This is a genomic window from Cyclobacterium amurskyense (assembly GCF_001050135.1).
Classification (GTDB): Bacteria; Bacteroidota; Bacteroidia; order Cytophagales; family Cyclobacteriaceae; genus Cyclobacterium; species Cyclobacterium amurskyense.
Map to the genome: position 1 here is coordinate 1,234,944 of NZ_CP012040.1, position 14,342 is coordinate 1,249,285.

Annotated in this window: 10 protein-coding genes; 3 read left to right on the forward strand and 7 right to left on the reverse strand. The window is 37.4% G+C overall.

Features of this window, described 5'->3' with window-relative positions; genetic code table 11:
• Positions 1-28: 28 nt before the first annotated feature.
• The 3 genes from CA2015_RS04920 to rbfA all read right to left on the reverse strand — a co-directional run bounded on the left by CA2015_RS04920 (position 29) and on the right by rbfA (position 4,757).
• Positions 29-2,965 carry a DEAD/DEAH box helicase gene (locus CA2015_RS04920; RefSeq protein ID WP_048640896.1) on the reverse strand — a complete coding sequence of 979 codons (2,937 nt, stop codon included), beginning with the start codon at positions 2,963-2,965 and terminating at the stop codon, positions 29-31.
• Between the two features lie 100 nt (positions 2,966-3,065).
• Positions 3,066-4,289 (reverse strand): FtsX-like permease family protein, encoded by a 1,224-nt coding sequence (locus tag CA2015_RS04925; RefSeq protein WP_048640897.1) that lies wholly within the window; start codon positions 4,287-4,289, stop codon positions 3,066-3,068.
• An 81-nt stretch (positions 4,290-4,370) separates the two neighbouring features.
• Positions 4,371-4,757 carry a 30S ribosome-binding factor RbfA gene (gene rbfA, locus CA2015_RS04930; protein ID WP_048640898.1) on the reverse strand — a complete coding sequence of 129 codons (387 nt, stop codon included), beginning with the start codon at positions 4,755-4,757 and terminating at the stop codon, positions 4,371-4,373.
• Positions 4,758-4,878: 121 nt separating this feature from the next.
• Here rbfA and CA2015_RS04935 point away from each other — a divergent pair, with 121 nt between their 5' ends.
• Complete coding sequence (locus tag CA2015_RS04935; RefSeq protein WP_157470315.1) at positions 4,879-6,249, forward strand: hypothetical protein; 1,371 nt, start codon at positions 4,879-4,881, stop codon at positions 6,247-6,249.
• Between the two features lie 26 nt (positions 6,250-6,275).
• Here CA2015_RS04935 and rpiB read toward each other — a convergent pair whose 3' ends face one another.
• From rpiB to CA2015_RS04950, 3 genes are read right to left on the reverse strand one after another with little or no spacing between them, the layout of a single operon-like run.
• The gene (rpiB, locus tag CA2015_RS04940; RefSeq protein WP_048640900.1) at positions 6,276-6,713 is read right to left on the reverse strand and encodes a ribose 5-phosphate isomerase B; all 438 of its coding nucleotides are present in this window, start codon (positions 6,711-6,713) and stop codon (positions 6,276-6,278) included.
• A 10-nt stretch (positions 6,714-6,723) separates the two neighbouring features.
• Complete coding sequence (gene tatC / locus CA2015_RS04945) at positions 6,724-7,566, reverse strand: twin-arginine translocase subunit TatC (protein WP_048640901.1); 843 nt, start codon at positions 7,564-7,566, stop codon at positions 6,724-6,726.
• A gap of 11 nt (positions 7,567-7,577) precedes the next feature.
• A complete protein-coding gene (locus tag CA2015_RS04950) occupies positions 7,578-8,846 on the reverse strand; it encodes a serine hydroxymethyltransferase (RefSeq protein ID WP_048640902.1) in 1,269 nt (422 codons plus the stop codon).
• 767 nt (positions 8,847-9,613) lie between these two features.
• Between CA2015_RS04950 and CA2015_RS04960 the strand changes: the two genes are divergently transcribed.
• Both CA2015_RS04960 and CA2015_RS04965 read left to right on the forward strand, forming a co-directional pair.
• Complete coding sequence (locus CA2015_RS04960; RefSeq protein WP_240477928.1) at positions 9,614-10,006, forward strand: UDP-glucuronosyltransferase; 393 nt, start codon at positions 9,614-9,616, stop codon at positions 10,004-10,006.
• Between the two features lie 157 nt (positions 10,007-10,163).
• Positions 10,164-11,087, forward strand: coding sequence for an AEC family transporter (locus CA2015_RS04965; RefSeq protein ID WP_048640905.1), 924 nt, complete (start codon positions 10,164-10,166; stop codon positions 11,085-11,087).
• 215 nt (positions 11,088-11,302) lie between these two features.
• Here the strand turns inward: CA2015_RS04965 and CA2015_RS04970 are convergent, their stop codons facing one another.
• A complete protein-coding gene (locus CA2015_RS04970; protein WP_048640906.1) occupies positions 11,303-14,305 on the reverse strand; it encodes an AsmA-like C-terminal region-containing protein in 3,003 nt (1,000 codons plus the stop codon).
• Positions 14,306-14,342: the final 37 nt, after the last annotated feature.

The window sequence follows — 14,342 nt, forward strand, 5'->3', positions numbered from 1 at the left end:
TTGGGTATGATATTTATAGAAATAGTTATTAATCAAGTAAGGCCACTATATCTTCCTGATTCAAGCTCTTAATAAAGCTTTCCTCTGTACTAATAAGCTCCCCAGCCAAGGCCATCTTCCGTTCTTGCAGTGCCATGATTTTTTCCTCTACAGAATTTCTGGTAATAAATTTATAAATGATCACTTTATTCTTTTGTCCAATTCGGTGGGCTCTATCTATTGCCTGAGCCTCCACTGCTGGATTCCACCATGGATCAAGAAGAAATACATATTCTGCTTTTGTAAGGTTGAGACCTACACCACCAGCTTTCAGTGAGATTAAAAACACTTTTATGTCTGGGTTTTCTTGAAAGGAGGCCACTTCTCTCTGCCGATCTACTGTAGCGCCATCTAGGTAAGCGAAAGGGATTTTCTCTTCCTTTAGGAAGGACTTAACAATGCCCAAATGCCGAACAAATTGACTGAAAATCAAAACCTTGTGACCTTCACTTACAGTTGACTTCACCATATGAGAAATGTCCTCTAATTTGCCTGAGCCTCCCTCGTAGGCTTCATCAGCCATTTTGGGGTGATTGGCCATTTGCCTTAGTTGAGTAAGTCCACGCAATAAAGTCAAAGACTTCTGGGATTTACCAGGAAGACTTGCTTCATCAATAATTTTTTCCCTGAAATAATTCTTCACATCCTCATAGGCCTGTTCTTGCTCTGAGGTCATGGTAGAATACTTGATATTGATCACTTTTTCTGGCAGATCAGTCGCTACCTGAGATTTCAACCTTCTAAGAATAAAAGGCTTGATCATCGCGTTCAATTTCAGGATTTTATCTTTATCATTCTTCTTTTCAATTGGCAACAAAAATTGCTTCTTGAAGGATGCCTGTCCTCCTAAAAGTCCCCTGTTGATAAAATTCATCTGAGACCATAGATCCATGGTGCCATTTTCTACAGGAGTACCTGTAAGTATTAATTTATGGTTACTTTTTAATTGAACAACTGCTTTTGATATTATACTATCTGGATTTTTGATTGCCTGGCTTTCATCAAGTATAATATAATTGAAATAAAACTCATTAAGAATATCAATATCTAATCTGGTAATCCCATATGAGGTTAAGACCAAATCATATCGCCCGAATTGACTACTGTCTTTGATTCGCTGCGTACCTGTATAGATAAGAATCTTTAGTTTTGGTGTAAATTTTCTAGCTTCAAGTTCCCAGTTGTATATCAAAGAAGTAGGCATTACCAATAAAGAAGTCGTCCCTTCTGATCGCTCTTTTTCCATGGCCAGTAAGGCAAGCGTTTGCACCGTTTTACCAAGCCCCATATCATCAGCAAGACAACCTCCAAAATTGTACTCATTTAGAAAACGCATCCAATTATAACCTGCCTTTTGATAAGGTCTCAAGGTACCCTTAAAATAACTTGACAACTTATAATCATCAATATTTGAAAAATCCTTGAGTTTGTTAAGCCTCTCACTTAAGCCCAATTTAAGCAGGTTGCCCTTTTCCAGTTCCTGAGCTAATGCAATATGGTGTTTCTTTAATTTGAAATTCCCATCTTCATTTTGTTCCTCTTCAATAAAAGAAAAAATCTCACCGTAATTTACAAACCAAGACTTGGGAATAATCCCAATCTCTTTATTTGGTAACTCAATTTCAGATTTGCCTTTGAGTAGTAATTTTCTGAATTTTTGAAAAGAAATCTCATAATCCCCGAAAGTAATTACAGCCTCTACATCAAACCAATCAATTTTTTCATTAATTCTGACCGATATCTTAGCTGCTCCTATAAAATAATTTTTACCTTTTTCGTTGGCTGTTTGCTGAATTATTATACCTAGATCATCCAATTCCGGTCTATGATTAATAATCCATTCGTAGGCTTCCCTCTTAGGCATGGATTGCCTTCCCAAACGTACAGAAAGCCCATTGTCTTTTAGGAAGTTTCCATAGAAGCTTTCTTTTTTCAAGTCTCTTACCACCTTATAAAAAACGTAATCATCTCCATTTTTCTCCAGTTCTACATTGGTAGGTTTGACTTGATCGGCTCTAAAAGAATAATCTCCATACCTAAACCTAAGATCGAAAACCATCTTCTCTTCTTCGTCTGAAGCCAGCTTCTTTCCAAACATATCCACAGTTGGATTGCCTTGTAATTCTCCCAAGTACAATATAGGCTGGGGATTGTCACGTGCTACTTTAATCTCAAATCCTTTGGCATACACATCAAAAGAGGCAACAAGTTGGGTAACAAACTTCTTATAATAAGAGTCTTCTACTTTTCGCGGTATAACGATGAACCTTTTACTCAAAAAAGGCAATAGTTTTTTACCATCTACGGCCTTTTCAAAGCTAACCAACATGGAATCTACAACCAACCACGCAGGTTGATGACAGATCAAATAGCTTCCTTTGTATTGCCATTCAAGTTTTTCCCCCTGGTATTTTATTGTTGGGAAATAGTGGGTGTTTTCTTCATTCCTACGGAAATGAAACAAAACAGAAGCTTTTTCAGGCATGATGGCTATTTCCTTCCAGACAGGATTGCCATCATTACCCATTTCAAAGAGACGCTTCTGTTGAATTTTCTCTAATATTTTGGCGCGAGTAATCTCTAATTTTGCCTCTATTAACTTTTGAACTTCCTTATTGGATAGTGTAGCGTGCTCTTTATCAAAAACCTTCCTTAAAAATTCTTTGGGTTTATTGTTCTTGACATTGTACTTCTTAACAACCGCCTCTTGCTGCATACTGTCCATCAGTTTGATCAATTCTAGATCAGTATCATCCAACCGCTCTCCAAATTCTCTGGCATTTTGATAAGAAATATTCTGATAAGCAAATGATAACCTGCCCTTTTCATCCAATTGGACGGCAAAAGACTCGAAAAGAATTCCTAAAAATTCATGGTTAAACAAGGAGTAAACGATTTCAAATGGCTTATCGGAAGCTACTTTCATTAAAACAAGATTTAAACTAAAATGTGCTTTTTTTCGAAATTGGCAGTTTGCAAATTACAGAAATAATTAAAAGAATTAAATAAATCTCACATTTAAAACCTTACAAATGAAGGGTGGTCTTCACCCTAGAGGCTATTAATGCAGGACGATAAGACGCTATCATTGTGATAATTACAACACTTAAACTTGTATACAAAAAATCTGTCCATTGCATTTTTATAGGGTAGGCGTCTATTACAGATGAGCCTACGCCCAATGAGACCAACCCATAGTTATCCTGAACCCAACAGATCAAAAAGCCTAGCACAAGACCAACTAAAGCACCTGAAAAAGCTATTATGGCACCTTCCTTTAAATAGATAGAGCGTATAAGTTTTTTTGTACCTCCCATGGAAAGTATTACGGCTATGTCTTTTTTCTTTTCTATCGCCAACATACTCAAAGAGAAAAATATATTGAAGGAAGCCACAGCCAAAATAAAGGTAAGTGTCAAAAACACGAATAGCTTTTCTATCCTAATGGTCATTATCAGGCTTGCATGCTGCTCATCACTATCCTGAATAATAAAAGCTTCTCCAAGCAATTCTCTCAATTCGGCTTTAACATCTTGTACATCATACCCCTCTGCCACCATTATCTCAAGACCGGTCCTTCTGTCTCCGTAATCCAGGAGTTTTGAAGCAAAATCCAAGGGGACAATTAGAAATTCATCATCAATTTGTTTTTCTACACTGAAAATCCCTCCTGGCTTTATCACTTCTCGATTGTACATACTGGAGGGATCTATACTTCCAGACTTTGGATCCTTAGGATAAAAAACCTGTATCAAGTCGAATTCATTGTCAAGGTTAAGCAGTAGAAAGTAGGACAGACCACGACCTATCAATGCCTGTGGCTGATTGTCTACCCCGAAACTCATTTCACCACTAAGGTGACCATTCTTAAATCTATTTTGAGCAATAAAATTATCCGACACCCCCTTCAACGTAGCGACAACCTGATGATCTCCGTACTTTACCAAGGCATTGTCTTCAATCACCTCTGTCAGAACCTCCACTCCTTCCAACGCTTCTATTTCTTCTAGAAATGCATCATCAACTTCAAAAGATTTCCCTTCATAGGGCATTACTTTTAGGTCTGCATCAAAGGAAGCATACAAACCTTTGATCAAGTCTTCCAATCCATTAAAAACAGATAGAACCACCACCAAGGCCATTGTACCCACAGCTACTCCTATCATAGATATTCTGGAGAGAACTGTAATGAAGTTTTTTTTGGCTTTGCTTTTAAAATACCTGGATGCTATAAAGTAGGAGAGATTCAATTTTATTTAATCAGCATTAATCTAAAATATACATTTGCTTACAGACAATCTATTCAATTGGGTCTTTAATCTATTGATTGATTAGTCTTCGTCCTCCTCGTCCTCATCTTCTTCTGGTGCCTCAGGAATACTTAACTTTGAGATCACACCATCCATATGCTGGGCATAGGCCGCTGATTCATCTAAAAAGAAGGCCAATTCAGGAATTATCCTCACGGATTTACCTATTCTCCTACCAAGAAACTTTCGGATCTGTCCTTTATTGTTTTCTACTTTATCAAACAAAACCGTATTATCTCCCAATAAAAAGCTTAAATTAATCTTTGCTAGAGCAAGATCTGGGCTCATCAAAACACGGGTAACTGTAACCATGGCTTGGCCTACTATTGCTCTTCCTTCCTTCTGGAATATTTCCCCCAATTCCTTTTGAATCAGTTTAGAATATTTTTGTTGTCGTTTACTCTCCATTTTAAAATATTTAATCTCCACAAATTTAGTGAAATATACGGGTAACCTTTAATTTCGTAAATTGAGTTTAAAATAAATATAGACCTTGCTGGAATTTTTCAAAATTAATGACCCCTTAAGAATGGCTGGAATCCTTTTCCTCTTCATTCTACTACAGATCCCTTATTATTTAATGGACATCCCCTCATTGCAACCAGAACTGGCCTGGAGACTTCTAGGACAACAAATGGCCGCTGGAAACCTTCAATATGTTGACATTATTGACAACACAGGGCCATTTTCCGCTTTGGTATACTGGCTAAACGGCTTGTTGTTTTCAAACTCCGCACTATCTTTTCGGGTTTTCGCGTTTTTAATTCTACTTTTTCAGGTGTACTATACAAATCGTATGCTAATTAATAACAATGCATATGAGGATTCTAATTACATCCCTGCATTTGTAATGATTTTATTGTTTCAACTGTCTTTTGACTTCATGACACTTTCACCTGCTTTGATGGGAAGCACATTTGTATTGTTGGCCCTATCAAGGCTTTTGAGCCAAACTACTGTAAACACAAACACTGTCCCTTCAATTCTGCTTATGGGCGTTTTTGCTGGTATTGCCTTTTGTTTTCATTTTCCCTATATAGCGTTTTTACCCCTATTGATTTTTTCCGGATTACTTATCAATGGTTTTTCATTTCAGCAGCTTTCATTAATACTTACAGCATTCCTTTTACCTGTGGTTTTTTGTGCCTTGTACTATTTCTGGCAAGATGGATTGTCCTATTTCATCGAAATGTACTTTACCCTAGCCTTGAAAATAGAAAAGATCTATCATGTCAATTTTAAAGATCTAAGTTACATTTTCTCCTTACCGTTTTTAATTGCCATAGTAGGTTATTTAAAAAACAATGTAATGAGAAGAATGACTGTAAATCAGCAGAAGCACAATCAGTTGTTTTTGTTATTCTTGCTTTTTAATATTGGGATGTTTTTTTTAATGGATAGGATAAGCCCCTACCAGTTTATTGGAGCAGTTCCAGTATTGACCTATTTTATCAGTCATTTTTTCACTATCTCTAAAAACAAACTCACTCAAACTATTATTGGCTATAGTTTCTTTCTAATAATCCCTCTTATAGGATATAGCTGGACTTTTTACCTATTGAATGACAGCTCATTTAATGCTTATAAATTAAAAAGTACAAAAAATCATGATATACTTGAAGGTAAATCAGTCATGGTTTTGGGTAACGAGCTGAGCCCTTACCAAAGCGCCATTATGGCAAGCCCCTACCTTAACTTCCGACTTACAGAAGTATACTTCACAAAATTAGGGGAAATGGAAAGGAAGACAAGATTCTATCAAGACCTGAAAAAAATGCAACCAGAAATCATTATCGATGAAGCAGGTTTATTTGACCAGTGGGTTGAAGGTCTCCCCAAAATAATACCCCTATATACCAGATCCAATAGTGGTCTCATATATAGGGGTAAACAGGATTGATCCTATAGGAGTATTGTTGCCTAAAATTATTTACAGGCAATTTTATCTACCCTTCGGGCATGTCTTCCGCCTTCAAACTCTGTACTAAGGAAGGTATCAACCATTTTTTTAGCTAAGTCAAAAGAGACAAATCTTGCTGGTATTGAAATAAGATTGGCATCATTGTGTTGTCTAGAAAGTGCTGCCAACTCTTCGTTCCAGCAAATGGCAGCTCTTATACCTTGATGTTTATTTGCTGTGATGGCTACGCCATTTCCACTTCCACAAATAATAATCCCTCGCTCCATTTCTCCTGAGGTCATTGCATTACACAATGGATGGATAAAATCAGGGTAATCAACAGATTCATCTGAGAATGGCCCGAAATCCTTTACTTCAAAGCCCTGCTTCTTCAGAATTTCTATTAACTCTTGCTTATAGGTAAATCCTGCGTGATCACCTCCGATTGCAATAATATTTGACATTTTTATTGATTTATAATTCGTCTTCCTCTTCTCTACGCTTTTTCTCCAAACGTTTTGCTATAATTATTCCTGTTTCATAAAGAACAAGTATAGGCATAGCAATTAAGATCTGACTAATTACATCTGGTGGTGTAATTAATGCCGACAATACTAAAATCACTACAATCGAGTGTCTCCTGTATGCTTTTAGCATCGCAGAAGATACAAGTCCTGCCTGTGTAAGGAAATAAATAACTACCGGAAGTTGAAACATTACTGCCGATGCCAAGACCAACATTACCAATGTGGAAACATAGGAGGTAATATCAAACTCATTCGCAATGGAAGGATCCAATTGGTAGTTTGAAAGAAAATTAATGGAAAGTGGAGATAAAATAAAATACCCGAAACTGGCACCTAGGAAGAACAATAAACTAACAAAGAAAACTGCTCCTCTTGCGGCATTTCGTTCTTTGGCATATAATCCTGGACTGATAAATTTCCATATCTCCCAAAATACATATGGGAAAGCTGCAATCAATCCTACTACCAAACTGGAGGTAATGTGCATAGAAAACTGCCCTGTCATCTGCCTACTTTGGAGGATGAAAGGGAGTTGATCAATGCAAAGCGCTGGAAGTGAAAGCTTTTCCGATAGCTGACAAAGCAGTCTGTAGGTAACAAAATCTACTTTGGCAGGACCAAGAATCACCTGACCAAACACAAAACCTTTAGAAAGGAATGCAGCGACCATAAAAACAAGAATAGCTGAAACCGATCGCAATAAATGCCATCTCAACTGTTCTAAATGATCCAGAAAGGACATGCCATTCTCGTCTTCCTCTTCTTCTTCGTTATATTGATCGAGTGCCACTTATTTTTATTTTAATATAAAGGAAATTGTACCATCCAGTCGTTCACTGTAGCTTTGATCTCTTCAAGTTTCGCCTCATCATCATGATGCATAAGCGACTGGTCAATCAAGTCTACAATTTTCAACATATCGGATTCTACTAGCCCACGTGTAGTAATGGCTGCAGTACCGATACGCATTCCCGAGGTTACAAATGGGGACTTGGTGTCAAATGGAACCATGTTTTTATTAATGGTTATGTCCACTTTGCCAAGTGTGTTTTCAGCAATTTTGCCGGTAAGTTCTTTATTTCTAAGGTCAATCAACATAAGGTGATTGTCTGTTCCCCCAGATATAAGTTGGTAGCCTCTTTTTACAAAAGCTTCAGCCATTACAGCTGCATTTTTCTTCACCTGGATTACATATTCCATGTATTCGTCAGAAAGAGCTTCTTCAAATGCTATCGCCTTAGCAGCAATTATATGTTCCAAAGGACCTCCTTGAGTACCTGGAAATACACCTGAATCCAATAAGGCAGACATTTTCCTTAATTCACCTTTAGGATTTTTCAAACCAAAAGGATTGTCAAAATCGTCTCGCATAAGAATCAATCCTCCACGAGGACCTCTTAAGGTCTTGTGCGTGGTAGTGGTCACTACATGACAAAACTCCAAAGGATCATTCAATAAACCTCTTGCAATTAATCCAGAAGGATGAGAAATATCCGCTAGTAGTATCGCGCCTACTTCATCTGCAATTGTTCGCAATCTTTCGTAATCCCAATCACGACTGTAAGCAGATGCTCCACAAATCAATAGTTTAGGATTTACTTTTTTGGCTTGCTCTTCAACTTTATCGTAGTCAATGACTCCAGTTTCTTCCTCTACCCCATAAAAATGAGGCTCATATAGCTTTCCAGAGAAATTCACAGGGGATCCATGGGTAAGGTGACCACCATGAGAAAGATCAAAACCTAAAATAGCATCGCCTGCATTCAAACATGCTAAGAATACTGCTGCATTTGCTTGTGCTCCTGAGTGAGGCTGCACATTGGCCCAAGATGCGCCAAATAGTGCTTTGGCTCGATCTATAGCGATCTGCTCAATTTCATCTACTACTTCGCAACCTCCATAATACCGCTTATTGGGTAGACCTTCGGCATATTTGTTTGTTAGCACGCTTCCTGCGGCTTCCATAACCTGCTTACTGGTGAAATTTTCAGAGGCGATCAGCTCTATTCCTCTTTTCTGTCTATCCTCTTCCTTTCCTATCAGGTCAAATATTAATTGATCTCTTTTCATGTATTGATCTGTTCTTTTCTCTGAATTGACATTCCTTGTAACTTACGCAAAAGAAATGAAAGTCAGACTTATTTCTATTTCGAAAGCCAAAATTACTCTTAAACAATGTATAATCCAATTGTCTTTTCAATTTGATTGTTGCTAAAATCAATAAATTTGAGCCTTTCCTAATTAGGAAAGGCAACAATCCTCCCATCTCACTGAATCGAGCTCCAATTTTTAAGAATTTAACGCACTGTCCCATTAACTCGAATTAAGTAGTAAGATTCCTACAGGGGTAAATTACAGCTAGAAATTTCATGCTATGAATGAAGACAATCCAGTGAAACTTTCTTATCCTACATTGGCTCACTTCCAAGTAATATGCCCCTATCATCCTTGGGTATTCGCACCTAACTCATTTCCGTAAGGCCAAAATAATTATAAGAAACCCCACAATAGCCGATTACCCTATCATGACTTTGTTCTCAAACCTAAGTTTTAGCCTATCAGCCTAGCTATACTTCATTTACCTTTTAACCCGAAATATGCAATAGACATTCTATTACATGCTGAAATCGCTTTAAAATCAGCCACTTCGTTGCTGTTTTCAATTTCACCATAGCGGTGCTATGCTAAAATCTCCAAACAGACTGATTTTCTTGCGATTGCAACACTTCCCATAAACACGGGACAGGCTTCACCCCTGACTATTGTCAGGACGGAGAAATCCTATTACATAATCCGGGTTTAACGGGAAAGGGATATAATTTCAATTTAGGGCTTAAATGACATATATTTGCCTGAATATGAATTTTGACCATCAACCAAAGACCTATTTCAATGGTACGGGTGCCAATGCTCTCCTAGTAAAACTAGCCTATCCTGAAAGTCAATGGGGAGAGGAGATTTGCATTTTCGCCAACTCGCTTGACGGATTTATCTATTATGAAATCGTTGATTTTTATGGAAATGAGTATTCCATAAAACCAAGTAAAAGTAGTCAGCCCCTTAAATTACAGGAATTGATTCTTTTGATAGAATCTATGGAAGTTGATAAGAAAGGTGAAATGGGGGCTATTAACCAAACCCTTTTGGGTATTCCTGTTGCAGAAAGCACGCTTTATCCACAATTGAAAGATTATTTCGATCAAAAGAGAAGTCATTTCGGCTTTGCTTAATATAGGCCAAAAAGTAGGTATGTTCACCTAACCTACCTTTGCCCAGAACTGAAAATAATTGCTTTAGATCGTTTATTGTAGGGATTTTTAAAAATACAGGCAATCAAATGCTTCAGTTCTATTCCTGTATTTAATTTAGTCCAAAGAATTTATCACCATGGCCAATATACTTATAGTAATTACCTCTATTCTAATAGGTATCGTTCTACAAAAAGTAAGGAACTTTCCTATTGAAGCTCCAAAGGCATTAAATGCCTATTTGATTTATGTGGTCTTGCCTGCGGTTTCACTTCTGCATATTTCGAAGTTAGATTTAGGCCCAGCTTTGCTGCTTCCTATTTCTGTAGGATGGATCATATTTACCATCACTTGGCTTCTCTTCGGTTATTTGGGCAAACGTTTTAGTTGGGACAAAAAAACCATTGGCTGTCTGATTATTTGTGGCGGTCTATCCAATACCGGTTTTATTGGCTATCCTGTCATTGAGGCAATTTATGGTGCAGAAGGTTTAAAAATTGCTGTGCTAATAGATCAGACAGGCTCATTCTTGGTAGTTAGCAGTCTTGCTATAATTGTGGCTTCATTGTATGGGTCAGAAAAATTGAGAAAAAGAGACATCTCAAAACAGATGTTGTTCTTTCCCCCGTTTATGTTTTTTATCCTTGCCTTATTACTCAATATTTTCAAAATAGAAATCAGTGGTGTGGCAGAAAAAGTTCTTGAAAGCTTTTCGGGAACCCTTACCCCTATTGCGCTAATAGCCGTAGGCCTGCAGATCAAAATAAAAATCTCAGATATAAAGGACAATTACCTTTGGTATGGGCTGGCACATAAACTCCTGCTTATTCCGCTATTGATCTATGCCATATATCAATGGATTCCAGCAGGGAACCCTGATCAAAACCTTATTTTTAAGGTAAGTGTGATGGAGGCAGCCATGGCACCTATGATTACCTCTTCCATAATTGCAACCAATTACAACCTGAGGCCTAAGCTGGCTTCCTTGCTCGTTGGGGTGGGTATTCCGCTTTCTGTCATTACACTGACAGGTTGGTATTACCTTTTAGAATACTTCCGTTAACATAAAACCCGAAATATGCAATAGACATTCTATTACATAATCCGGGTTAAAGACAGTAAATAAAAAGTTAATTTCAGGCTGCAATCAGTCGACAAAATATAGCGGTATCATTGCAAAGAAAGGCAACAATACCGCTATTATATTTATCTGGCTTGACTCCAAAATGTTTTATTTATCCATTCCGTTAATTCATGGTAAATATTTGAAATTGAAGATTATTCAGGTTTAGGACTTTCGGTTTCCGTAGATTTTTTCCTATTTGTAAATCCTTTAAGCAGGTTTTTCACTTCTTCTACCGCTTTTTCCTTGGTCTGATCTACCAATTTTGAGGCTTCCTGAACTACACTGTCTTTGGCCACTTCAGATTTCTCTTTAAACGCTTGCTTAAGACTGTCTTCTTTTGCTTTAAAATCAGCCGTAATTTTTTCTTTCACATCCTCTTTCTGTCCAGAAACTTTGCTTTTAAGTGCATTGGAAATATAGGCCTCCAAACTTTCAGATGAAGCCATGGCCACATTAGGTCTTGCATAACTTCCACCAATATTGAATGCCAAAGGCACATTGGTATTGGAAAGATCAGAACCTACCAAACCTGAAACAAGGCCATTGATTTTTGTCCCGAATTTACTGGCAGGCACATCAATATTTACCAGGTAATTAATTCTTCCATCAAAGCCTGTACTTCCTTGAATCTTTGCGGGGTAATCCCACAATTTCAATTCAAAAGGAGGAATATTTAACATACCATCTTCAATTCTCGCTGTAATATTCATAGGTTTCAAGCTGATGGTTGAGGTGTCTTCTAATTTAGTAAGACTGGTAATTCCTTTTACAAGGGGACTATCCTTTAGGGCTGTTTCCGCCAATCGAATCAAACCTGAACCATCCAAACTGGACAATACCGGCATCATGTCCTGACCCAATAAACCTGAAAAAGAAAATTTTGTAGAGAATACTCCCGTAACATGCTGTGCAATAGGAGCAAAAGTTTGCACTGTCACGAAGGACTTGAAGGCATCTTGCACTCCAAGCTTAATAATGTCCAATGTCATATCAAATGCAGGTTTGGTAATATCTTTGGCATTGTAGCTACCATCAAATACCAATGAACCTCCCAGCATGTCTGTTTTGAAACCTTCCAGTTTAAGTACAGCATCTTTTACCCACACTTTACCTTCTGCATTATTGAGGGTAAGGTTATCATAAAGAATCTTATCCGCTTTCACTGACATTGTGAAGTCAATATTCTCCGGCAATGCAATTACTTGTAGGGAAGTTGTGTCTTCAGTGACACTTTCTGCTTCTGTCATCCATTCATTGACGTCAAAATTACTTGAATACACGGACAAATTCCCTATAAGATTCGTGTCTTCATCACTAAGAAGAAAGGCCATGTAATTGGTCAAAGTACCATTTGCTTGCACCGGACTTTTACCAAGTCTGGCATCCATTTTTGTCAGATTGATCGTTTTAGGACTGAAATTAGCCGAAGCTTCATTGATCCGTACACCTTGTGGGTAATCTTTATCAGCATAATAAAAATCATTTACCTGCAAATCTCCCTTGGTATCAAGCTGCCCAAATCGATTGGCTTCAATGGCTTCATAACTACCTTTTGCATCAATATCTGCTTTGATTTTACCCTCCAATATGATGTCTTCCATGGGCATTATCGCTGCTATTTTTCCCAAGTCCACAGCACCATGAACTGAAAAATCATAATTCATTGCCTTAAGATCATTTACTTTAAAAGCTCCAGTGATTTTTTCTCCCTCTAAATCAAACCCAAAATTGGGAACATTAATGGCGAAATCATTCATTTTACCAGTCTTGTTGTCTGCGACTGCCCGAACATTGATATTGTCTATAGGAGCTGGATAGGCTGCACTTTTAACATGCCCATTTGCCAATTCTACTTTTGCATTGATTACAGGAATAATTTGGGCCACACTATCGTATCTACCTTTTGCTGTAGCATCTATAGAAAGCTGACCTTTCAATTCCATATCTTCGATTGGAAAAATAGAAGTCAATTCCAAAAGGTCAAGTTTACCTTTTAACTGACCATCCATTTCATAACTTACCAAGTCCTTGACCATAAACCTTCCAGAAACTGGTTGACTACCGAATTCAAGAGAAAAGGTTGAAAGATCAATGCTGGTGTAATTCAAATTTCCGGATTCATTGACAACCTTCAATTCTAGATTCACATGCTGTACAGGCCTTGGGAGATCTGGATATTGAAACATACCTTCTTTAATTGCTAGTCCAAACTGGAAAGAAGGAAAAGTATTTTCATTATAAACTCCTTTTAAGGCTCCAGAAAAATCCATTTCCCCTGAAGTTTTCAAATCATCAAAGGAGGCAGAATAAACTCCCGGAACTAAAGAAAGTGCACTTCTGAAATTATTATCTTCTCCATAAAACTTCGCATCCATTTCTATGTCATCACCTGGCATTGCCAAATAGCCATCAATCCCAAAACCAAAATCATTCAACTTCAATGAGGCTCCATTAACCCCAAACTTCATGTTTTTTAAATCAACATTAATTTCTGAATCTATGGCCAGTGACTTACTAGTAAGGTATTCTATCCCCTCATAAGCGACATTGACAATATTGCCTTCTCCTTTAATTATAAGATCATAAACATCTAGCGTTAAATCACCACTTCCAACAAAATCCATTGCAGACATGACCATTAGAAAGTCAAGTGATCGATCGTCATAGATAAAATCAAGATTTTCAATTTCAATTGATTCTATACCCAATTGAAAATCTGAAGAAGTAGTATCAACAGGTTCTTCTACCTCACTTTCGTAGGCGATATCATAATTGGCCTGACCATCTTCCAGCACTTTCACATAAATCTGACCATCTTTTAAGCGAATCCCCTCTAAACTTGGCTTATCACTAAAAATAACGGACAAAATATTAAGATCAACCTGCAACTCTCCCACATGTACCAAGGTGTCATTTTGGAAAGGAGGATTACCTTTTACTCCAAAATCACCCAATCCTGCTGATAAACTTGGGAAATTACTGAATACACTTAAACTGACTTTATCGCGGTCATAATAGACAGTGGCATTAACAGATTTGGCAAGCTCCTGATCAAGCTTATCAAAGATCTTGTCCTTAAACAAATAGGGCACGGCCACCAATGCCAATAGGATCAATGCAAAAAAAGCAAAAATAATATAAGCGATTTTTTTCATATCGAATTTATTGAAGGAAAAATTTTAAATTTTTAAA